The 21,897-nt window shown below is 45.8% G+C and carries 18 protein-coding genes; 12 read left to right on the top strand and 6 right to left on the bottom strand.

Going from position 1 to position 21,897, the window contains the following annotated elements; translation table 11 throughout:
• Positions 1-28: 28 nt before the first annotated feature.
• Both P4S59_RS19980 and torT read right to left on the bottom strand, forming a co-directional pair.
• On the bottom strand, positions 29-484 hold the full coding sequence (locus tag P4S59_RS19980) for a methylglyoxal synthase (protein WP_005376571.1): 456 nt from the start codon (positions 482-484) through the stop codon (positions 29-31).
• A gap of 64 nt (positions 485-548) precedes the next feature.
• A complete protein-coding gene (gene torT, locus P4S59_RS19985) occupies positions 549-1,598 on the bottom strand; it encodes a TMAO reductase system periplasmic protein TorT (protein ID WP_301568498.1) in 1,050 nt (349 codons plus the stop codon).
• Between the two features lie 43 nt (positions 1,599-1,641).
• On the opposite strand from torT, the gene torS reads away from it, so the two are divergent.
• Positions 1,642-4,605 (top strand): TMAO reductase system sensor histidine kinase/response regulator TorS, encoded by a 2,964-nt coding sequence (torS, locus tag P4S59_RS19990; protein WP_258460035.1) that lies wholly within the window; start codon positions 1,642-1,644, stop codon positions 4,603-4,605.
• Positions 4,606-4,654: 49 nt separating this feature from the next.
• On the opposite strand, the gene P4S59_RS19995 is transcribed toward torS, so the two are convergent.
• The 3 genes from P4S59_RS19995 to P4S59_RS20005 all read right to left on the bottom strand — a co-directional run bounded on the left by P4S59_RS19995 (position 4,655) and on the right by P4S59_RS20005 (position 7,680).
• Complete coding sequence (locus P4S59_RS19995; RefSeq protein WP_005376565.1) at positions 4,655-4,846, bottom strand: hypothetical protein; 192 nt, start codon at positions 4,844-4,846, stop codon at positions 4,655-4,657.
• 18 nt (positions 4,847-4,864) lie between these two features.
• Complete coding sequence (locus P4S59_RS20000) at positions 4,865-7,219, bottom strand: fatty acid cis/trans isomerase (protein ID WP_337168929.1); 2,355 nt, start codon at positions 7,217-7,219, stop codon at positions 4,865-4,867.
• Between the two features lie 89 nt (positions 7,220-7,308).
• Positions 7,309-7,680, bottom strand: a complete 372-nt coding sequence (locus P4S59_RS20005) for a winged helix-turn-helix domain-containing protein (protein WP_337168930.1) — start codon at positions 7,678-7,680, stop codon at positions 7,309-7,311.
• Positions 7,681-8,010: 330 nt separating this feature from the next.
• On the opposite strand from P4S59_RS20005, the gene P4S59_RS20010 reads away from it, so the two are divergent.
• Positions 8,011-9,558, top strand: a complete 1,548-nt coding sequence (locus tag P4S59_RS20010) for an arylsulfatase (protein ID WP_005396662.1) — start codon at positions 8,011-8,013, stop codon at positions 9,556-9,558.
• Positions 9,559-9,682: 124 nt separating this feature from the next.
• Here the strand turns inward: P4S59_RS20010 and P4S59_RS20015 are convergent, their stop codons facing one another.
• On the bottom strand, positions 9,683-10,540 hold the full coding sequence (locus tag P4S59_RS20015) for a LysR family transcriptional regulator (protein ID WP_337168931.1): 858 nt from the start codon (positions 10,538-10,540) through the stop codon (positions 9,683-9,685).
• A 140-nt stretch (positions 10,541-10,680) separates the two neighbouring features.
• On the opposite strand from P4S59_RS20015, the gene P4S59_RS20020 reads away from it, so the two are divergent.
• The 10 genes from P4S59_RS20020 to P4S59_RS20065 all read left to right on the top strand — a co-directional run bounded on the left by P4S59_RS20020 (position 10,681) and on the right by P4S59_RS20065 (position 21,891).
• Positions 10,681-12,207 (top strand): arylsulfatase, encoded by a 1,527-nt coding sequence (locus P4S59_RS20020; protein WP_104973610.1) that lies wholly within the window; start codon positions 10,681-10,683, stop codon positions 12,205-12,207.
• Between the two features lie 106 nt (positions 12,208-12,313).
• Positions 12,314-13,615: an anaerobic sulfatase maturase gene (locus P4S59_RS20025; RefSeq protein ID WP_337168932.1), complete on the top strand. Its 1,302-nt coding sequence runs from the start codon at positions 12,314-12,316 to the stop codon at positions 13,613-13,615.
• A gap of 85 nt (positions 13,616-13,700) precedes the next feature.
• A complete protein-coding gene (locus tag P4S59_RS20030) occupies positions 13,701-14,684 on the top strand; it encodes an AAA family ATPase (protein WP_005376549.1) in 984 nt (327 codons plus the stop codon).
• A gap of 12 nt (positions 14,685-14,696) precedes the next feature.
• Complete coding sequence (locus P4S59_RS20035) at positions 14,697-15,659, top strand: DUF58 domain-containing protein (protein WP_021485282.1); 963 nt, start codon at positions 14,697-14,699, stop codon at positions 15,657-15,659.
• A complete protein-coding gene (locus P4S59_RS20040; protein WP_104973613.1) occupies positions 15,660-16,238 on the top strand; it encodes a DUF4381 domain-containing protein in 579 nt (192 codons plus the stop codon). It abuts the gene before it with no gap.
• Positions 16,231-17,301 (top strand): vWA domain-containing protein, encoded by a 1,071-nt coding sequence (locus P4S59_RS20045; protein ID WP_337168933.1) that lies wholly within the window; start codon positions 16,231-16,233, stop codon positions 17,299-17,301. The genes P4S59_RS20040 and P4S59_RS20045 overlap by 8 nt, the downstream gene beginning before the upstream one ends.
• Positions 17,294-19,024, top strand: a complete 1,731-nt coding sequence (locus tag P4S59_RS20050; protein WP_337168934.1) for a VWA domain-containing protein — start codon at positions 17,294-17,296, stop codon at positions 19,022-19,024. Before P4S59_RS20045 ends, P4S59_RS20050 begins: the two co-directional genes overlap by 8 nt.
• A complete protein-coding gene (locus tag P4S59_RS20055) occupies positions 19,021-20,337 on the top strand; it encodes a BatD family protein (protein WP_337168935.1) in 1,317 nt (438 codons plus the stop codon). The genes P4S59_RS20050 and P4S59_RS20055 overlap by 4 nt, the downstream gene beginning before the upstream one ends.
• A 49-nt stretch (positions 20,338-20,386) precedes the next feature.
• Positions 20,387-20,812 carry a bifunctional diaminohydroxyphosphoribosylaminopyrimidine deaminase/5-amino-6-(5-phosphoribosylamino)uracil reductase RibD gene (locus P4S59_RS20060; RefSeq protein ID WP_337168936.1) on the top strand — a complete coding sequence of 142 codons (426 nt, stop codon included), beginning with the start codon at positions 20,387-20,389 and terminating at the stop codon, positions 20,810-20,812.
• Positions 20,813-20,985: 173 nt separating this feature from the next.
• The gene (locus P4S59_RS20065) at positions 20,986-21,891 is read left to right on the top strand and encodes a LysR family transcriptional regulator (protein WP_337168937.1); all 906 of its coding nucleotides are present in this window, start codon (positions 20,986-20,988) and stop codon (positions 21,889-21,891) included.
• Positions 21,892-21,897: the final 6 nt, after the last annotated feature.

Here is a 21,897-nt window from a genome sequence, read left to right on the forward strand (position 1 = left end):
CTTTACGTTATTCGGTTGGCATCAAAGCTTACATGCGTTCAGCAAGATACGCTTCGTAATCCGGTACTTCAATATCCACTTCTTGCTCAAGAAGAGGGGAGTTAAACAAGAACTTAGCGGTGGCTCGGTTCGTTGCCACAGGAATATTCCAAACGCTAGCAATACGAAGAAGCGCTTTAACGTCTGGGTCGTGAGGTACGGCGTTTAGCGGATCCCAGAAGAAAACGAGAACGTCGATTTTGCCTTCTGAAATGAGCGCGCCAAGTTGTTGGTCACCGCCCATTGGGCCACTGATCATGCTCTTAATCGCCAGTCCAGTTTCTTTGCTCAACATGTGTCCGGTTGTGCCTGTCGCGTAAAGAAAGTGACTCTGCAGTTTTTCTTTGTTTTCTTTTACCCAGCGAAGTAGCTCAGGTTTGCAGTTGTCATGGGCAACCAAAGCCACATGTTTGTGGGTTGGCATGGTACGAATGGTTTTTTGCATCAAGATGTTTCCGTTTATATGATTTTAAAATTGTTGTTATTCAATAGAACACGTTTTTTGTCTTTCAATCAACAGCCTTAACACGGAATGTCGGCCTATATTCTGACGGAGATAACGATTCTTCGATCGTATCGTCATGAAGTGTCTTCGGAGTCAGTGGTTTGATCGTTGGTGAGGCATGTTTGTCATACTCTTCACCCCTCAAGTAATGCGCTGCTTGCATGACGGAAAGCCTGCCTTGCTGCACCATTTTATCTGTTGGCGCGAAGAGTACTTTGTTACGCAATAGGCCTCGGTAAACACCGTGACTTAAGTACACAGAAACCAAACCGATCTCCTCAGCTTTGCCTGCGCTACGCAGTTCACTGATAGCGGCTTCAATCGCAACCGCGCTGCCAACGATATAATCTATATTTCCCATATCAATCACACGTTGAACCAGGTTACGCTGTAACTCTTTGTCGTTGTCTGCCCAAAACGAGTCAACGATGTTGATATCACTTCCTTGGATCGCTTCATAAAATCCGGCAGTCACGGGCTTCGTACCTCCACGAGTACGCGGCCCCAGAAGTAAGGCAATGTTTGTTTTTCCTGATCCCTTTGGATGGCGAGCAGCCAGATATTTTCCTGCTTCGTATCCCATCCAGTGCCAGTCAACACCGACCGTACCTTTTAACAGCTCACTTTGCTCTTCATCCAGATCGAGTTGGTTCACAGTAGCAAAGACAGGAATGTTTCCGACCCAATTCTTAAGCGAATGTTCATAGGCTTGTGGGTCCACTGTCCCAAGAACAATCGCATCTGCTCCCCATTGGCTGCACAGTGCGAGTTGTTGCTCTTGACGCGTTTTGTTTGGGTAGCCACCCGCTTCAAGGACTCTCAGCTCGACGCCTTCTTTTTTCGCTTCGGACACCATTCCATAGTTTACTGATAACCAGTATGAATCCTTTAGGTGAGGGTAAATGGCACATACTTTTTCTGCTGCAACCACTGGTAAAGAAGCGACGAGGGCTAATGTGACTGCTGAATGTTTGAAAGTTGTGCGAAATGCGTGTTGATTTTTAACCATGAAATGAAGTTCGTTGGCATAGATTAAGTAAACACTGCAAAATATAACGTAATATGTCGCTGAACACGAACATTAAGGTCATGAAAATATGTTGCTAGCAACCGCAAGCATCGGTCGTAAACTCTTGTTGTCTTTCATTGCGATGGCAATGCTGGTTATGTTATCGGCACTTATTGGTGTGTCTGGATTTTCTTTAGTTGCCAAGACGGAAAGAAATGTCGTGGATTCTGCAATTCCCGCCATGATTGAAGCGAGGCAAGTCTCTGAGTTGAGTACTCGCATCATTTCGTCTGTGCAACTGTTATCAAACGCAAGAAACGAACAAGAACGGAAAGAGTCTGGACGTGTGCTTTTCGAACAGCTCGAATCATTGCTTACTCATATCAAAGAGCTGGGGAGTGAGTCGTTTGATTCTCAATTGCTAGAAGATCTCGAGAGTAACGTCCAGAACGTTATCGACAACTTGGCAGAACTTGGTGTTTCGGTTGAAAGAAAGCTGTGGCTGGCAAAAGAGATTGATACTCGTGTCGAAGAGATGCGCTTACTGAGTGAAGAGTTGGAACAGCTAACTCGGACGCAAGTTCAGAACACGAGCACCATTGCCGTTGCTAACGTCACACATATCTATGACTTATTAGAATCGAATAAAAAATCGCAAGTTTATCAGGCACTAGATGCGCTGGTGGAAGTGGATCTAGATCTGACAGAGCGATTGCATGAGCTGCACTTATTGGCTTTTAAAATGCTGAATCAAATTGAAGAAGCTCGCACATTAACCAATATTGAGCGAATCCAGCAGGTGCAAAGTGATTTTGAAAGTAATCTCAAAATCATGAAGCGCCGTGTGCTTGCCGTAGAAGATCCCACTCGCTCCAAACAAATGAGCCAACTACTAACAGAGCTCGGTAAGCGTCAGGTCGTGTTCACTATTTTGATGCAGCAGTATGAGAATAACGAACAATCTCAACAACTGATGCAAAAGACACTGGAATTGTTTTCGGAGCTGAATGGTACCGTAAACAAATTGGTTGATGATTCAAACAAAACAACAACCGTCGCTGTGGATGAATTGACGAGCACGCTGAAATTCGCTCAGTGGTCTCTAACGGTGATTTCAATTGTTGGTTTGATTGTGTTGGTGCTGATTTTATGGCGTGTTGTATACCTTTCTGTGGTTAAGCGATTGGCAGAGTACTCTGCTGCGCTGCTTTCTGTGGCGCAGGGTAACTTAGCCGTCGAGCTGGAGGTAAAAGGCAAAGATGAGCTAGCGCATATGGGGCAAGCTATCATCACGGCTCGAAATACAGCGCAAGCGCTAAAAGTGGTCGCAGAGGGAGAAGCTCAAGCCAAGCGAGAGCTCGAAGAGCACAAAGAGCATTTGGAAGAGCTCGTTGAGCAACGCACTTCACAGTTAAAACAAGCGAACCGCCGTTTGAATGAAGAGGTTTTGAATCACGCGAAAGCTCGTAAGCAAGCAGAGCAAGCGAGTCGAGCTAAATCAGCATTCTTGGCGACCATGAGCCATGAGATCAGAACGCCGATGAATGGAGTGCTCGGAACAGCACGTCTGTTGATTGACTCCGGCCTCAACCCTATTCAAAAGCGTTATGCGGAAATCATCAACCGCAGTGGTAAAACGTTGCTCGCGATTCTGAATGATGTGCTGGACTACTCCAAGATTGAAGCAGGGCATTTAGAGATTCGCCACATGGGCTTCGATTTACACCAAATGGTTGAAGACACTTTCCAGTTAATGAACAGCCGAGCTCAAGAGAAGAAGCTGTTGTTTTCCTATCATATTGAAAGTGATGTAAGTCGCTATTGGAAAGGGGATGTCACCAGAATCAGTCAAGTGCTTAACAACCTTGTCGGAAACGCGATTAAATTTACTGACGAAGGTGAAATTGATATCTACGTTAGCCTCAACCCAGAGGATGAGTCGCAAGTCCTATTCGAAGTATCAGATACCGGGATAGGTATTGCCAAAAAAGATCAGAGAACGTTGTTTGATGCCTTCACGCAAGCCGAAGGTGGGATGAGTCAAACTGGAGGAACGGGGCTTGGCCTTGCCATCAGTAAACGAATCATTGAAGCGATGGGCGGTATTTTAGAAGTCGATTCTGAAGAAGGACATGGCAGTCGATTCTGGTTCTCCATTCCATTAGAGGAAAGTGAGCCTGTTGAAACCGGTGCAGTGGCAACCGCGCGCTGCAAAGTGAAAGCGAAAGTCTTGTTGGTAGAAGACAATGAAGTAAACCGAGTGGTTGCGGAAGGCTTTTTAGAAAGCATGGGCCACCAGGTCGTGATGGCAGAAAACGGTTCACAGGCAGAGCAACTGATCAGCACGCAGGATTTTGATATCGCTTTAGTCGACATCAACTTGCCAGACTGTGATGGAACCGAGTTAATCCAACGTTTAAAACAAATTGAATGTAACAAACCAGCCAATAAAGCCCTTGCTGCTACGCCTATGATCGCAGTGTCTGCGCACGTTTTTGCCGAAGAAGTTGAGCGCTATTTAGCTGCAGGTTTTGACGGGTATTTACCTAAACCATTGGCAAAAGAAGCACTAGCGGCATTGATTCAGGATGTGCTGGATGGAAAACCGTTGTTATTGCCACAAAATGCCGACTGTACCCCGTTTGATCAAACTTCGCCTCAAGAACAAGCGATACAATCAAAGGTTGTTCAAGTCCCTAAAACAGAGGAATCAGATGTGGTCATCATTAACCCGAGCGTGATTGAGTCCGATATGAAAATCTTGGGCAGAGAGAAGATGTTGCACATCATTAATCTGTTTAGAACGACCAGTGCCGATGTACTAAGCAAGCTGCAAGCGTCTGCTGGTGGTAATGACAGTAAAGAAGTGAAGAACCTTGCTCACAAACTAAAAGGCAGCGCAGGGAGTTTAGGGCTTACGGCATTAATGAACTCTTGCCAAGCAATTGAAGCTGCGCCTCAACCTTTAGATACCTATATGGCGACTAAAGATCAATTGGCGTCTCAAGTGTCTGAATCAATTCAAGCTCTTGATGAGTTGATGGCGAAGTAAATCAATTGCATCCCAAAAACAAAAACCTCCGGCAAGCCGGAGGTTTTTTCTATTCGGTCATGTCATCTTCCCACTCGAATCGAGTGTCTAGGGCATAAGGGTCGTCATCAAAAGGATGCTCCACTTTGCCACGCAAGTATTCGAGTTGATGCTCAAGCATGTTGACCGTTTCGTAGTCTCCCTCAGAACAAGCAACGTAAATCTGTTGTTCAAGAGCGGCAATGTTATCTCGGATACCCATGAGAACCCCCTTAAATCATCATCGATTCTCAAAACGATTATAGTCAAGTAATCCAAATTCGATCGGTTGTTTTGTACGGTACCAATTGTGCAGACGATCGCTAAACGGCCAGAATTTTTCTGAGCTTCTGCGAATCGCAAAATTATCCAACAACTTAACGTAATCGGATTCATTTTGGATGGCACTAAATTGATCGACAAATTCTTTTACTTGATTTTCGTTGATCGAGAAAAATGCCGCTGGGTAGCTTCCCACAACGCCACGTACGATGGTCATATCATCGTTAGCAAAGTCGCGGTTGCTTTCTTCATCAAACAAGCTAGAAATATTCGTGTGTGCATTATTGTGAAGTAGGGTGAATAACTCATCTTTTCCAGACTGGCTTCTCACCATAAGCATGGTGATTTGCGGAACTGTTTTCAGGCCTTCTCCACGAACTTGGCCAATACGTCTGAGCTGTTTTTCACTTTGAGCAGAAAGCTCAGTATCTTTAATCTCGTAGCGCGGAAGAAGAACATCTGAGACTCGTTCTCTAAGCAACTCGACTAACTCTGTTTTTGGATCGTCAGTTTTGTACTCGACGCTGGTTGGTTGGTTAAATGGCTTCACGTTGCGTTGTAAAAAGTCACTTAACTGTGGACTTTGATCTTTATACCAGCTTGATTGCAGTTCATGACGCATGTCGGTTGGCAGCAAAGATATAAAGTTACTTTCGCCTTCCAGACGCAAGAAGTCCATGAACATTCGTGTCATGAGTTGGTGGCCGAAGTTGCCGTACACATCAAACCCAGCAACGAGCAAATAGTGGATGCGTTCTAGCAACGCGTAGTCAAGAATCCATACCGTTTTCGGCTGCTCGCCAACTAACCCTTGTACGACTGACGCGCTGTCAAAGTGGCGGAAAATCGTTAATGCCGCATTGTGGTTGGTGCCATTACCGTCCCAAATTACGTCGGTGGATAGGTTTTCGCCTTCCTTAAACCAGTTATTGGTAAATTCAGACTTGGCTTCTAGGTAGCGAGCTTGCTGACGCGCGTATTTAACCCAGTTGGTAACAGGCAGCGTGTTGCTTTCCTGCTCTGCTGGCAGTCTTAGGTTATCAGCCTGAGATCGGTAAAACTCATTTACTTCAGGGATATCTGCTTTATCTGGATCTAGAAAGAATATCCAAAAGCGATCATTGATAACGTTCAGTGCAAGTTGGCCACGACAAACAGGCCCTTTAATGTAAGCCATGATCGTGTTTTGCGCATTGTCCAACATAAACTTGAAGCGTGATTTAACCGGAAGATCGATAAATGATGTCATCGGGTTTGCAGCAACTTCAGGTTCATAACTCGGTAGTTGATTAACCGTGTAATCAGCATCGATAAACCAAGTGTTCCAGTTTTCAATACGTTGCTTGTTTAACGCGAACGGCATGTGTGTTTTATCTACAATCGTCCCTTGTTCTGGAATAATTCGATAAAACACGCGCTCAACCCCGGGAGCATCGTACGGGCGACGTGTTGAAATACGTTTTACTGGTTGCCCCGGTGGAGTAGAAGAACGAACTAACGTAAAGAATCGAGGATCTTCAGTGAGTTCTGAAAAGTAGAGGTGAGACAAAAACAAATGCTCGTAAATATAGCGAGCCATCAGTTGATTTTTTAGATCAGCGCGATTGAGCAAAGTTTCATACTTGTCGATTTGAGCTTGCTCTTGTTCACTAATTGGTTGGTGAACGTTCATTATCGCGCCGTTTTCCAGCCAAGTCATCAGTGTGTGGTATTCACTGTTTGATAGGTTTGGCATACCAAAAGGCATTCCCCAGGTTGGGTTATCTTTTTCGTACTGTTCGTACTCTTCAATTGTTGGACAGGTTTGTTCTCGGTCTATCGAAAAATCAAAACCTTCTAACTGGACTTGATCAGGCAGCGGGTGGCGTTCTTTTTGTTGTAGCAAACGTGCAATGAGGCCTGCATCAATGTTGGCCGCCATGCTCTGATCACGTTCGTTAAGTACCGGATGAAAACCCGCATCGCGCCACTCTTGGGTTGTTTCTGCATCTTCGAATAAGCGTGTTGGCGCGGCGGCAGTAAGTCTTGTTCCTTCATATACCAGTGCTTTGCTCGCGCCACGGTCAATACCCTCAACGGAAGAAAGCTTAAGCTGACATGGTGCATCGTAGCACGCATGACAGACGACACAGCGGTTATCCATAATGGGTTTGACTTCGCTTTGGAAGAAGTTTGCTTGAGGCGTAGCTACGTCCGCCGTACGTTCACGAACGAGCTGTGGACCAAACAGTTGGTCATAGTTAAGGCCCGCATAGGTTGCACAGCCAGCAAACAATGTAGCAATGCAAAGTATAAAAATTAAGCGCAAATTCATTGAGTTATTTTACGTGATTAGAATTTGCATTAATTAAAGCAAAATAAGCGGTCAATTACCAAAAGTTGGAGCAATTCGCCGCGATTTCTTTACTTTTTCGCATGCTTAAATACATAACCTTGTCGATGAACGGTCTGAATTCGATCCGCTTTAATCCCTTCGCTAACCAGGCGTTTTCTTATTCTACTAATGTGCATATCGAGTGCTCGGTCATGCTCTGAGAACGTGCGCTTCAGTACCGTTTCATAAAGGAAAGGTTTGCTAAGCACTTGATCTTGATAATGAGTCAGAGTACGGAGCAGCTCGAATTGAACGCTTGTAAGCTGAACTAACTTTTTGTCTGACGGACGATTTATCATCACAGTATGGCTGTGCTTATCCAGTACGAGCTCATATTCATTATTGAGACCGTTATCGGAAGCTGCCGTCTTAGGAGCAGACGAAAGGGTAGACTCAAACATATTGGTATTTTAATTATTAATGATAGTAAAAACTATTATCATTAATGTTGGCGTGAAATCAATGCTGTATTTTATTTGTAATGCAATATGTCGGAGTCATATCAAAATTCTGATATTGAAGAAATAACTCTTCGAGGGAACGAGCACCAATTTAAATCGCCAAATCAATAAGTACTACCACAATTTCTAAAGTAAATAATCAGCTATTTTGGGGACTAGAGCAGCTGTTAATGTCTCTAAAGTTCTTATTTCTAAGATTCGCTTATCCACTATTTCTAGACTATACATTCTGTTGCAGGAAGCTCTTTTCTAATACACACAGAGGTTTATATGACAGCGAAATATGGCGTAAAACGTCGATTAGCGATTCTTGCCGCCGCCTTAATTGGCGCGACAAGTAGCAGTATCGCGGCAGAGAAACCTAACATTCTCGTCATTTGGGGTGATGATATTGGCCAGTCCAATCTCAGTGCTTACACCTTCGGCTTGATGGGATACAAAACACCAAACATAGACAGCATCGCGAAAGAGGGCATGATGTTCACGGATTATTACGGTGAACAATCTTGTACTGCGGGCCGTTCTACTTTTATCACCGGCCAGACCGTCCTTAGAACGGGTTTAAGTAAAGTAGGGCTTCCTGGCGCAGATCTTGGCTTGAAGGAAGAAGATGCCACCATTGCCGAAATGTTGAAGCCGATGGGCTATATGACGGGCCAATTTGGTAAAAATCATTTAGGCGACAAAGACGAACACTTGCCTACTAACCACGGCTTCGATGAATTTTTTGGCAACCTTTATCACTTGAACGCCGAGGAAGAACCAGAAAACGTCGATTACCCTAAAGATCCAGAATTTCGTAAAAAGTTTGGTCCACGAGGCGTTATTCGCTCGTACGCTGACGGCAAAATCGAGGACACCGGGCCTCTGACTCGCAAGCGTATGGAAACCGTGGATGAAGAGACGTTGGATGCGGCACTCGATTTTATGGATCGTGCCGTCAAAGCTGAAAAACCTTTCTTCGTCTGGTGGAACGCAACGCGTATGCATTTCCGCACCCACGTGAAAGAAGAGAATTCGGGAAAAACAGGCATCAGTGAGTATGCAGATGGCATGGTTGAGCATGATAATCATGTCGGCCAACTACTGAAAAAAGTGGATGATTTGGGTATAAAAGACAACACGATAGTCTTTTATTCAACCGATAATGGCCCACACATGAACTCGTGGCCAGATGCAGGTACCACGCCATTCCGTGGAGAGAAAAATACCAACTGGGAAGGTGCGTACCGAGTTCCTGCAATGGTACGTTGGCCGGGTAAAATTAAAGCTGGCTCTGTCTCGAATGATATCATGCATCACATGGACTGGATGCCAACGTTCGTTGCTGCCGCGGGTGATGACGGTATCAAAGAGAAATTACTCAAAGGCTATAGTGCGAATGGTAAGAAATTCAAAGTGCATCTCGATGGTTACAACTTCCTGCCATATTTAACTGGCAAAGAAGAGAAAGCACCGCGTGAAGAGATTTTTTACTTCTCGGATGATGGAGACTTAACCGCACTTCGTTATAACAAGTGGAAACTGGTTTTCATGGAGCAACGAGCAAAAGGTACGCTGCGCATTTGGGCGGAACCATTCACCACACTTCGAGTTCCTAAGATCTTCAACTTACGTATGGACCCTTACGAAGTCGCTGATATCACTTCCAACACCTACTATGATTGGATGCTAGACCGTGCTTATATGCTGGTTCCTGCCCAAGCTTACGTAGGACGATTCCTCGAAACGTTTAAAGAGTTCCCACCAAGGCAAAAAGCGGCAAGCTTCTCGCTCGATCAGGTGATGGAGAAATTAAAAGAGAACCCAAATAAGTAGGCTAGTGCTACGTAAGCAATACGATGCAACCATATAGAAAAGAGGCTCATATGAGCCTCTTTTTTTCCGTCTAATAAAAGCTTTCAGAGCAACGAATGGCAAAGAAAATGCGAATCAACAAGTCCTACAAGGAAACTGGCTCGTAGTGGGCTGCCGTTAAGTTCGCTTTAATTTTTTCACGTAGCGCAATATGAGCAGGGTTGTTCATCTCTCGCTTGTGGTAAACAAACTTGTAAGGGATAGCGCATATAGAAATAGGGCAGTGCAGAACTTGAAGCTTAAGGGCTTTACTCCATTTGTTTGCAAAAGATTGAGACACTAAGCCTAAACAATCGCGTTGCGCGACGTACAACGCCATACCAGCAAGCGAAGATGTGATCAAATCGACTTTTCTCTCTTGAATAGTTTCTTGGGATAGCTGTTCAAAACCGCTCATGTTGTTCCATTTCCCTGAAAACAAACAGTGAGTTTCCTCATAAAACTGTTCTTTTGAGAGCGAGCCTTGCACGCGGGGATGATTCTCACGACAGATAATCACCGCCTCTTCTTCGTAGGCATCTTCAATATTAAACGCCGCATCTTTTGTGATAACAGTATCAATGACAAGATCGACTTTTTGTTGTCTTAGAAGCTCAAATAATAAGAACTTTTCGGGTGGTGATTCATAAAAAATAGTGTTCTTTATCGGGTCCATAATGTGCAATAAAATTTCGGAACAACACACTTCAAAATGATTCTTATCGGATATCGCATTATCAATGATATTAACCGCTTGCTGGAATTGCGGTAGCAGCTGATAGGCGGTAGATGTTAGTGCAATACCTCGCCCTTTTTTGACAAATAATTGCTTATCGACCACTTGTTCTAAACGCTTTATTGCAGCGCTCACAGCGGGTTGTGTCAGCCCCAATTGTTCCGCGGCTTTCGTATAAGATTGGAACTCCGCGACAACAAGAAAAGTTTGGATCAAATTCAAGTCCATAACGTTACTCATAAATTTAATTTATAGGTTAACTAATTCTGACTGCATTTATCGCCTGAAATTAGTGCTTTATCTTATATCAACAATGGTATTGAAAAGCGAATACCATTTTTACGCACTAGCGAACTCTTGGAGATAATATGAAAAATGCGACCAAAACGAGCAGTAAAAAACTCGTACTTAACGCATGTACGTTAGCATTAGGCGCTGCATCTGCAGTTGCACACGCAGCGGACAAACCCAACATTCTTGTCATCTTTGGTGATGATGTTGGTTACTGGAACCTTAGTACCTACAACCAAGGCATGATGGCGTACAACACGCCGAACATCGATAGCATTGCTAAAGAAGGTGCGAAGTTCACTAACTTCTACGCACAGCAAAGTTCGACAGCAGGCCGTTCTGCATTCATTACTGGTCAAATGCCAAAACGTACTGGTCTATCAAAAGTGGGCTTACCAGGCGCTCCGCAAGGTATCTCGGAAAAAGATCCAACGATTGCAACCGTGCTTAAGCAAATGGGTTATGCAACCGGACAATTTGGTAAGAACCATTTAGGCGACCGAGACGAACACCTTCCTACCAACCACGGTTTTGATGAGTTTTTCGGCAACCTATATCACTTGAACGCGGAAGAAGAGCCAGAGAACGTGGATTATCCTAAAGATCCAGAGTTCAAGAAGAAATTTGGCCCTCGTGGCGTAATCCACTCTTACGCTGACGGCAAAATTGAAGATACCGGTCCACTTACGCGTAAGCGTATGGAAAATGTTGACGGTGAATTCCTTGATGCTGCGGAAACCTTCATAGAAAAACAAGTAAAAGCGGATAAGCCGTTCTTTACTTGGTTTAACACCACTCGCATGCACAACTTCACGCATGTTCCTGAAGAATACAAAGGTAAAACAGGTGCTGGTTTCTACGCGGATGGTGTTAAGCAGCACGATGATCAAATCGGTCAGCTACTTAATAAGATCAAAGAGTTGGGTGTAGATGACAATACAATCATTGTTTACACCACTGACAACGGTCCTATGGTTGATTTGTGGCCTGATGCAGGGATGACACCATTCCGCTCTGAGAAAAACACTGGCTGGGAAGGCAGTTTCCGCGTGCCGATGTTGATTAAATGGCCAGGAAACATCGAAGCAGGTAAAACGTTCAACGGCATGATGTCATTAGAGGATTTCTTCCCGACATTGGTTGCTGCAGCGGGTGACACCAAAGTTAAAGATGAATTACTAAAAGGTAAGAAAGTTGGTGATATGGACTATAAAGTTCACCTAGATGGTTATAACCAACTGCCATATCTAACGGGTAAATCAGACAAATCTGCTCGTAATGAGTTCGTTTACTGGAGCGATGACGGCGATCTTGTGGCATTACGCCAAGGAAAGTACAAGTTCCACTTTATGATTCAAGAGAATGAAACAGGCATGGATGTATGGCGCAAGCCGTTTACTAAACTTCGTGTTCCATTGATCTTCGACTTGAGTATCGACCCATTCGAACGTGGTGACCAAGGTATGGGTTACTCTCGTTGGATGTACGAGCGTTCATTCTTAATGATGCCAGCGATGGATACAGTGAAAGAAGTGATGGGTACATTCAAAGAATTCCCACCTCGTATGGAAGCAGGTTCGTTCGTACCTAAGTCTTCTAAGTAATTAATATTATATAGCGCTTTTCGGAGCGCTATATACCCAAATAGCTTCAATTCCTGCTGAAATGTGATTACGAGGTTATTTGGGTATATTAAATAGTGAGAAACGTATGAGTAAGATTTCCCCTCGCCATTCTACTACTATGCCTATTGTTCCTCTTAAAACGGCGTCTAAAGCAACGGTTTCGGGTGCGTACGACCGTCGATTCCATGTGATGGCAAAGCCAGGCGGAGCAAAATGCAATATCGATTGTCAGTACTGCTTTTATCTGCATAAAGAAAATCTACTGCACCAAGAAAAGCAGCCAAAAATGGACGACGCAACATTGGAAGCGTTCGTGAAAAGCTACATCGAAAGTCAGGATGGCGAAGAAATTGTATTCTCATGGCAGGGCGGGGAGCCAACGCTGCTTGGGTTGGACTATTTCCGCAATGTTGTAGCTCTGCAAAGGAAACATCAGCCGAAAGGCGTTCGCATTGAAAACGACCTTCAGACCAACGGCATTTTGCTAAACGATGAGTGGTGTGCGTTTTTAAAAGAGCACAACTTCCTAGTTGGCTTGTCGATTGATGGGCCACGAGAGCTGCACGACAAATATCGCAAAACCCGCAGCGGTAAGCCGACGTCTGATCTGGTGATGAAAGCGGTAGATAAGCTCAAAGCGCATGGCGTGAAATTCAATGCGTTGGTGACGGTCAATCGGCACAATGCGAAATACCCGCTCGAAGTGTATCGATTTTTAACCCAAGAATTGGGTGTGACTTACATTCAGTTTGCACCGGTGGTTGAAGCAAACGACTTCCAAACAACCGCACCGCAGTTTTGGAACGAACAGATGATCCCAACCAAAGGCAGTGATCTGGCGAAACCGGGTCATCCAATGTCTATTGTGACGGATTGGTCGGTCGATCCTGAAGACTGGGGACTCTTTTTAATGGCGACCTTTGAAGAGTGGGTGAATAACGATCTTGGCCGTGTGCTGGTTAACCTGTTTGAAACCGCGGTAGCGCAAGTAATGGGGAAACCGTCTCAGCTTTGCGTGACGGCTGAGTTTTGTGGCAAAGGCTTGGCGATTGAGCACAATGGCGACGTGTTCAGTTGCGACCACTATGTGTACCCAGAATACAAACTCGCCAACATTCATGAACACTCATTGAATGACATGGCATTCTCTACACGACAATACACCTTTGGCATGGCAAAACGCGAATCTTTGCCGACGTATTGTAAGCAGTGTCCCTACTTGCCTTATTGCTGGGGCGAGTGTCCGAAAAACCGTTTGATCAAAACGCCGAATGGCGAGGCTGGACTAAACTATCTGTGTTCGGGAATCAAAATGTTCTTTGATTACGCATTACCGATGTTGGTTGGTCTTGAACAGCTTCTCCAATCTGAAGAACCGCAAAGATAACATAGTGAATATAACCTTAAGTTATTTCATTTGTTCTTATACTTAACTATTGAAAAGACGGCTTAAACCACTGAAAAGGTACCCTATGAACCACGCACAACAAGCGATAAAAGAACTCATCGAACAAACAGAAAAAAGCGTCATTGGACAAAGCCACGTGGTTCGAGCTTTAGTCATCGGGTTATTAACGAACGGGCACATTCTTCTAGAAGGTTTGCCGGGAACGGCAAAAACACGTTCTGTAAAATCGTTGGCCAACTTGTTAAACACCAGTTTTGGTCGAATCCAGTTTACGCCGGACCTTTTGCCATCGGACGTGACGGGAACCGAGGTTTATCAAGAGTTGGATGGCAAGCCGCAACTTCATTTTCAACCAGGGCCAATTTTTAACAGCATAGTGCTTGCCGATGAGGTCAACCGTGCGCCAGCCAAAGTACAAGCGGCACTGCTTGAAGCCATGGCAGAAGGCACAATCACGGTAGGCGATAAAACTCACGTATTGCCAGACTTGTTTATGGTGCTTGCAACGCAAAACCCAGTAGAACAAGAGGGCACGTACCCGCTGCCAGAAGCGCAAATGGACCGTTTTATCATGAAGGTTACCGTCGATTACCCAGAAGACGACGCTGAACGTGACATCATTCGTTTGGTACGCAGTGAAGAATTAGGTGCGGAAACCAGCAGCGAAATTATTACGCCAAAACACATCGAGCCAGACGTGGTGCTAGAAGCGCGCCGTCAGTTACCAAACATCGTGGTATCAGACCTAGTGGAGAACTACATTGTCGCGTTGGTGATGGCGACTCGTAAGCCAGAGCGTTATGCAGATTCAAACTTAGCAAAATGGATTGAGATTGGCTCTAGTCCTCGTGCTTCCATCGCACTAGACAAATGCGCTCGTGCGTATGCGTGGATGCAAGGACGTGACCATGTCACTCCTGACGATGTGCGAGCCATGGTTCCGTCTGTACTGGGCCACCGTTTTTCTTTGACCTACGATGCACTAGCAGACGGGGTCGATCACCAACGCGTCGTGCAAGAGCTGCTAGATTGTGTAGAAATTGGGTAAGCGGGAGGCATTATGGCTAAGCCAACTCTTGCGCCAAAATCACAGGGGATGGATCCCCGTTTGTACTGCGATTACGCTCGCTTAGTACGCTTGCAAGCACAAGCAGAATCATTCAGTTTACTTCCTCACCTAAAAGCGGGTAGCGTACTCTCAGGCCGCCACAATTCGCTGTTTCGTGGTCGTGGATTGAACTTCGAAGAGCTGCGCCATTATCAATTGGGTGACGACATTCGTAACCTGGATTGGAAAGTCACGATGCGCACAGGCAAGCCGCACGTGCGCAGCTACACCGAAGAAAAAGATCGCAACGTGATCGTGTGTGTCGACCAGCGCAGCGCAATGTTTTTTGCTTCGACACAAGTAATGAAATCGGTTGTCGCGGCAGAAATCGCGGCCATGTGCGGGTGGCGCGTTTTAAAAGATGGCGACCGAGTTGGTTTTGTCATCGCATCCCAACAGGCGTTGTTTCACAGCAAGGCACAGCGTTCGCAAAACGATCTTCTGGCGCAACTTAAGCGCCTCGCTAAAGCCAATCAATCGCTCAATGTGGACTCCCGCAATTCCGAAAAAGTGACGTTCAGTCAATGGATTGAGCTCATTAAACGCATGAAGCTCAAACAATCCACTTTGATTTTTATCAGCGACTGGAGCGACTGCGAGGAGCACCACCTTGATCACCTTAAACAGCTACAACAGCACAACGATGTTCTCGCCGTGATGGTCAGTGACCCATTAGAACAAGCGCTACCAGACGATTTGGCAAAATCGAAATGGGTGGTTGGTGATGGGCAGTATCAACTCAATTTAGACAGCCAAGCAAAGGTAGAAGCCGCGAGCGCAAAGCTTGAGGCTCGAACTAGCTTACAGCGACAATCACTCTCTCAACTTATGGCGATGAAACACCTTCCGCACATCGAACTCGATACGACAGGCGAGCACATTAAACAATTTCAAAAACTGGTAGGAGGGCGTTAAATGAGTGGTCTTCCTACGCCTCCGAGTACTTACATACTCAGAGAGCTACATGATGTGGCCGTGCCACCAAGTGTGAGTTGGTATCCGCAAACTATTGGCTGGAAGATTTTAGCGGCGGTTGCGCTCATTGCATTGGTGTATGTCGCGTATCGTTTGGTTCAACAGTGGTGGTGTAACCGCTACCGACAAGAAGCTCTGTTGACGATTTCGCAAATCAAACCGAGCGACAAAGGCATGCCTAAAGCATTGTTCTCTGTGCTTAAAATTGTGTTGATTCATGTTGATAGCCGTAACGCGAAATTGTTTGATACCGCCTTTTTGCGCAAGCTCGATGCGCTATATCCGCAAACCGGAGATTCTCAAGCAAACTCGCAAGTGGTCTTTAACGATGAGCTTTCAAAGCGCTGGCTACAAAGTATTGTTGACCCAAGCGTTATACTAACCAACGAAGAGCGAGTAACGCTTATTGCTCGTGCGAAAAACTGGGTGAGTGAACACCGTTGTGATGTTCAAAAAAGCGCGGCAAAGAAATCTCCATTATTGAAACGCAAAGCAAATCAGGGAGGTCAACATGAATGATCTTCTTGTATCGCTAACTGGTTTGTCTGGTTTTGAATTTGCTCACCCAATGTGGTTTCTGATTTTGCCGCTGCCATTGGTGGTGTACTACTTGGTGCCTGCATATCGCACTAAGCAAATGGCGATCAAAGTGCCGTTTTTTAGTCAGTTGGTGGAAGCGATTGGCGAGACGCCATCAGAAGGTGCAAGCCAGTTAACCCCAAGCTGGTGGCAACGAGCAACGTTAATTCTCTCATGGCTTTTTGTGGTGTGTGCGATGGCCAAACCCACCGTGTTAGGCGAGCCTCAAGTTCGCGAGAGTTTAGGGCGCGATGTGATGGTCGTGGTGGATCTTTCGGGTTCCATGGCTGAGCCTGATTTCACGTCTCGTACAGGTGAAAAAATTTCTCGCCTTGATGCGGCAAAAGAAGTGCTGACGGAGTTTGTTCAGTCTCGTAAAGGTGACCGATTAGGCTTGGTACTTTTTGGAGATGCCGCTTTCGTGCAAACGCCATTCACCGCAGACCAAAAAGTGTGGCTCGAACTGCTTAACCAAACCGATGTGGCGATGGCAGGGCAGAGTACCCATCTTGGTGATGCGATTGGCTTAGCGATTAAAGTTTTTGAGCAAAGCGATAAGTCGCGTGGTGCTTTGGAACAAACCCAAAACCGTGAAAAAGTCGCGATTGTATTAACCGATGGTAACGACACGGGCAGCTTTGTCGAACCGATTGATGCGGCGAAAGTTGCGAAAGCCAAAGGCGTGCGAGTGCACGTGATTGCGATGGGCGATCCGGAAACGATAGGTGAAACCGCGTTGGATATGGACACGATTCAGCGCATTGCAAAAGAATCCGGCGGTGAAGCGTTTGAAGCACTCAACCGTGATGAACTGTCGGCTGCCTACGACGAGATTGGCAAACTGGAACCTCAACTTTACGAAAGCACCACATACCGCCCAAAACAAAGTCTTCACCATTACTTGATGGCGTTAGTGGTCATCATGCATTTACTCGCGTTCAGCGTCGCGACACTCAAAAGAAGGGCTGCAACACGATCATCATTAGGAGAGAGCGATGTTTGATTCTCTTAGTTGGACGCAATTCTTTACGCAGTTTCATTTTATCCGACCGCTGTGGTTACTGGCTTTGATCCCTATGTTTTTCTTGGTGTGGTTGCGCTGGCGAGAAGAAAGCAAACCAAGCTGGAAGGATATTCTGCCCGAACATTTACGCAATGCTTTGACGATAGGCGAGCGAGGTTGGCGTAAGCAACTGCCGCTTAAACTCTTGATGCTGATTGTGCTAATCGCCATTGTGATTTGTGCAGGCCCAACGTGGCAACGTGAATCTTCTCCCTTTGGTGAAGATAAAGCCTCTCTGCTTGTGGTGCTTGATAACAGCGACTCGATGCTGCAAAAAGATCTCCCACCAAGCCGCCTTGAGCGTTCCAAACAGAAAATACGCGATTTGTTAGTTGCGCGAAAAGGCGGAAGAACGGGTTTAGTCGTGTTTGCGGGCAGTGCTCATGTGGCGATGCCTGTGACTCAAGACAGCAAAGTATTTGACCCATTCTTGGCGGCCATTACGCCAGAAATCATGCCCGTGCAAGGTAAGCTTGCTGAAAAAGCCTTGCCGTTAATTGATCAACAATTGCAAGGTCAACCAGGCTCCACCGTTCTGTTGGTGAGCGACGGCGTGAACCCGGCCACGATTAAGCAATACCAAGCGTATTTTGCAGGTAAACCTTATCAACTGTTAATTCTTGCTGCGGGGAATACAGACATCGTGAGTAACAACCCGATGGATTTGGATTCTCTGCAAAAACTGGCCAGCCAGACCAACGGTCGATTGGTGGAAGTGACGGTCGATAACAGTGATGTCGAACAACTGAATCGATACGTTGAGCGCAATATGCAGCTTAATGGCGAATCCTCAATGCCTTGGAAAGACATGGGTTATCAACTGCTGTTCCCAATCGCGTTAATCATGATGCTGTGGTTTAGAAAAGGGTGGTTAGTGCAGTGGTGCGTGATTGCAATGGTGAGCGGTACACTGTTGATGCCGACCAGTGCAATGGCGGAGAACATTTCTGTTAAAGCCGAACAGCCACAAGTTGTGCAAAAAGTGACGACCTTCGACAAGGTGGCGCAATGGTGGTGGGATTTGTGGCTGACGCCAGACCAACAAGGACAGCGTTTGTTCAACCAACAAGCGTATTTAGAAGCTGCAAAACACTTTGTCGATCCATTACGTAAAGGCACGGCGTACTACTACGCTAGCGAGTTTGAGCTCGCGCACAGTGCGTTTTTGGAAATGCAAAACGACCCGTCCGAAGAGGTTAGAGATTACGGTCTTTACAATGCGGCGAGCGCATTGGCGCGCCAGCGTGAATATTTGGCTGCTCGTGACTTGTTAAAATCCCTAGCCAGCAAGCCAACGTTGAGCGAGTCGTTAAGACCTGATGTTGAGCACAACTTGAAAGTGATTGCTGGCATCGTCGATGAGATAAATCAGATGAGTGAAAGTCAAGCCGGAACAGAGCAAGAGGCGTCAACCGAGCTAGGCGACAACCCTCAAACCGCAGAAGGAGCGGATGAACAAACGTCAGCAGAGTTGATGATTAAAGAGACGTTAAGCGCAGACGACATCTTAGGTAGCCAAGAACTAGCCGACAAGTGGCTAAAGCGAGTCGAAGCTGATCCGAAGTATTTCTTACGCGCTAAATTCCAAATTCAATTACGCTCGCCAACAACGGGTAGATCAACTACGACAACGGAACACAATACAGAGGAGGCTGCCCAATGATGATGAATGTCCATCGCGTTACCTCTTTTGCACTTCCTGTACGGATAGTGGCATGGTTAGTGGTTTGTTTGAGTCTGTTCGTAAGTCGTCACGTTTTCGCTCAGGACATTTACGATCTTCAACGCAATCATGGTGTTGAGTTGCAAGCGTGGGTTGGTCAACAACCAACGGCTGGAGAAAAGCGTAAAACGCCAAGTTTTAGTGTCAACGAGCAAGTCATTTTAACCATCGAAGTGGCAACGCCGCGCTGGTTTACGGGTGGGACGCGAATTGGCAGTATTGAAATGCCCAATGTTATCGCCAAACAGCGTAATCAGTTAGCCACTAACTTCACGGAGCACAAGGGCGGACAAACTTGGTCGCGTCAACGCTGGGAAGTGACTTTGTATCCACAAGCATCTGGTGATTTTGTGATTCCACCTGTCGCTGTGGGCATTCAGGTGTCGGCGCCGGACGGCGAGAAGGTGTCAGGCACACTTTACACGCAGCCGATTAAGTTCAAAACTGTCTTGCCATCGGGATTGTTGAGCGGTGATACGCCTTGGTTTTCTGCAACGCACGTAGACGTAAAACAAGAGTGGGAAACCTCCACTGAGTCACTCAAAGTTGGGGATGCAATCACGCGTAAAATCACCATTTTGGCTCATGATTCGCTATCTGTGTTGCTACCAGACTTGTTGAAAGGAGAATCAACAACCCGTTACCAAGCGTATCCTCAACCTCATCGTCTTACAGATACGCAAACACGTGGTGATTACCAGTCAACACGCACAGAAGAGAGCGTGTACGTGATTCAACAAGGTGGTGAATTAATCCTGCCAGATTATGAGTTCCGTTGGTGGAACAGTAAGACGCAGCAAGTGGAAACGGTGGTGTTAGAGGGCAAAACATTTGCCGCGAAGCACACGTTGAAATCCTTCATCAAAACGTATTTTGCATGGATTGTTTCCACGCTTGTATTGCTGGGTTTTGTGGTTATTTCATTGGTAGCCATTAAACGTTACTACCGCAACAGACCGACACCAGCATGGTTGACGTTCCACCGTTTGTTAAAGGCTAAACGTTGGTCTGAAGCAAGGACCGTATTGTACAAACAATTGCGTTTAAATACGGCAGAGTTGGAAATGACCAAAGCCGATTCGAGTGAATCGTGGCAAAAAAGTGCGTCGCGACTGCAAAGTGGTGAAAATAGCGCTCATTTAATGAAGTCGATGTGGCGCAAAATACAGACCAAACAACAACGCTTGAAACTCCGTATTCCGCGAGCGTTACCAGAACTGGACAAAGTCATTGGAAGAGATGGCAATGAATAAAACGGGGCGCTAATATAGCGCCTCGTTTTTATTAGAGAATAGAGTTCAAATGAGCCACGAGTTTATGCGCCGCGCATTGGAAGTGTCCAAAAATGCGCTTCCTGAATGTCAACCCAACCCGCCGGTTGGCTGCGTGTTAGTGAAAGACAATCAAATCGTTTCAGAAGGTCATACTCAAGCTATTGGTGGCAATCACGCGGAAGTAGAAGCGCTGAATGCATATCAAGGCTCGTTAGAATCGGTGACGGCATACGTTACGCTCGAACCGTGTTCGTTTGTTGGTCGCACGCCAGCGTGCGCGGTGACATTAGTAAAATCCGGTATTGGCAAAGTCGTCGTAGCCATGTTGGACCCAGATCCGCGCAACAGTGGTCGAGGAATCGAGATTCTAGAACAAGCGGGTATTGAGGTGGAAATTGGTTTATGCGGTGAGGAAGTCTGCGAGTTTCTTACCCCATATTTAGGCAAATCTTAATGTAAGCTTTGGCTTGCACGCTAGCTGCTCACTTATGCGGTGAATGGAGTACGTCAAAATTGAGTTAAAACTCATTAAAACAGGTCTTACCGCCCATTTCTTGTACTTGGTTGCGTTAACTATCATGCTGTTAGATTAAAATAGAAAAAGTGATTTTCGAAAAATTTAATAGCATGAAACCGACCGATCTGAATCTTATCCCCATCTTTATTGCCATCTATGAAGAGGGGAATTTATCTAAAGCGGCAGCACGTCTCAGTATCACGCAGCCCGCAGTCAGCAAAGCGTTGGCACGCCTTCGTGATATTTATGACGAACCTTTATTTCATCGCTGTACCAAGGGGGTAGAACCTACCTCTTTTGCTATGGATATTTACCCTGCGCTGCTTACTTCGGTGCAAAACTTTACTTCAACTCTGACGGCTTCTAGCGAATTTGACCCTAAAGTGTCGAATCGAGTGTTTTCCATTGCTTGTGTCTCTGTTGCAAGTTTTGAGTTGCTCCCTCAAGTCATGAAACAGATCCGTGAGTTAGCACCACATATTGCTTTAGAGGTTCATCCACTCTTTACGGAAGATTTTGAAAGCGATCTACGTTTGCAACGTTACGACTTGATCATTGATATCGCGCCAAGAGCACGAACGGTTTTAAAAGTTGAAACTGTGCTTACTGAGCGCTTGGTGGTGGTGTGTAGCGAGGATCACCCACGCTTAAAGCACGAGGTTACGACTGAACAATTTTTTGAAGAAGAACATGTGGTGGTTTCGCAGTGGCAGAGTCGTAAGAGCTTGTTAAACGCCGATGATATTGTCGACTTGGACAAAAGAAAGATAAAGTATCGAGCTTCTGGCGTGTTGGAAATGCTACCTGTTATCTGCGGTAGTGAATATATTGGTTTAATGCCCGAGTCGATGATCAACTTGTTCAACCACACCTATCATGTTAAATCTTTATCTATGCCATTTGATGAACAAACCTATGAGCTCTGCACAATATGGCATCCTAGTCGGACAAACGACAGTGCTCATCAATGGTTGCGATCACAGATTAAACAAGCAGGGAAAGTCATCAACCAATAGGAAGTG

The sequence above is a fragment of the Vibrio sp. M60_M70 genome, from assembly GCF_037162085.1.
GTDB lineage: Bacteria > Pseudomonadota > Gammaproteobacteria > Enterobacterales > Vibrionaceae > Vibrio > Vibrio diabolicus.

What these genes read in the sequence shown, in the direction of transcription:
- P4S59_RS19980 (WP_005376571.1), bottom strand. Translation starts at nt 484, where the DNA reads ATGCAAAAAACCATTCGTACCATGCCAACCCACAAACATGTGGCTTTG.
- torS (WP_258460035.1), top strand. Translation starts at nt 1,642, where the DNA reads ATGTTGCTAGCAACCGCAAGCATCGGTCGTAAACTCTTGTTGTCTTTC.
- P4S59_RS19995 (WP_005376565.1), bottom strand. Translation starts at nt 4,846, where the DNA reads ATGGGTATCCGAGATAACATTGCCGCTCTTGAACAACAGATTTACGTT.
- P4S59_RS20000 (WP_337168929.1), bottom strand. Translation starts at nt 7,219, where the DNA reads ATGAATTTGCGCTTAATTTTTATACTTTGCATTGCTACATTGTTTGCT.
- P4S59_RS20005 (WP_337168930.1), bottom strand. Translation starts at nt 7,680, where the DNA reads ATGTTTGAGTCTACCCTTTCGTCTGCTCCTAAGACGGCAGCTTCCGAT.
- P4S59_RS20010 (WP_005396662.1), top strand. Translation starts at nt 8,011, where the DNA reads ATGACAGCGAAATATGGCGTAAAACGTCGATTAGCGATTCTTGCCGCC.
- P4S59_RS20015 (WP_337168931.1), bottom strand. Translation starts at nt 10,540, where the DNA reads ATGGACTTGAATTTGATCCAAACTTTTCTTGTTGTCGCGGAGTTCCAA.
- P4S59_RS20020 (WP_104973610.1), top strand. Translation starts at nt 10,681, where the DNA reads ATGAAAAATGCGACCAAAACGAGCAGTAAAAAACTCGTACTTAACGCA.
- P4S59_RS20025 (WP_337168932.1), top strand. Translation starts at nt 12,314, where the DNA reads ATGAGTAAGATTTCCCCTCGCCATTCTACTACTATGCCTATTGTTCCT.
- P4S59_RS20030 (WP_005376549.1), top strand. Translation starts at nt 13,701, where the DNA reads ATGAACCACGCACAACAAGCGATAAAAGAACTCATCGAACAAACAGAA.
- P4S59_RS20035 (WP_021485282.1), top strand. Translation starts at nt 14,697, where the DNA reads ATGGCTAAGCCAACTCTTGCGCCAAAATCACAGGGGATGGATCCCCGT.
- P4S59_RS20040 (WP_104973613.1), top strand. Translation starts at nt 15,660, where the DNA reads ATGAGTGGTCTTCCTACGCCTCCGAGTACTTACATACTCAGAGAGCTA.
- P4S59_RS20045 (WP_337168933.1), top strand. Translation starts at nt 16,231, where the DNA reads ATGAATGATCTTCTTGTATCGCTAACTGGTTTGTCTGGTTTTGAATTT.
- P4S59_RS20050 (WP_337168934.1), top strand. Translation starts at nt 17,294, where the DNA reads ATGTTTGATTCTCTTAGTTGGACGCAATTCTTTACGCAGTTTCATTTT.
- P4S59_RS20055 (WP_337168935.1), top strand. Translation starts at nt 19,021, where the DNA reads ATGATGATGAATGTCCATCGCGTTACCTCTTTTGCACTTCCTGTACGG.
- P4S59_RS20060 (WP_337168936.1), top strand. Translation starts at nt 20,387, where the DNA reads ATGAGCCACGAGTTTATGCGCCGCGCATTGGAAGTGTCCAAAAATGCG.
- P4S59_RS20065 (WP_337168937.1), top strand. Translation starts at nt 20,986, where the DNA reads ATGAAACCGACCGATCTGAATCTTATCCCCATCTTTATTGCCATCTAT.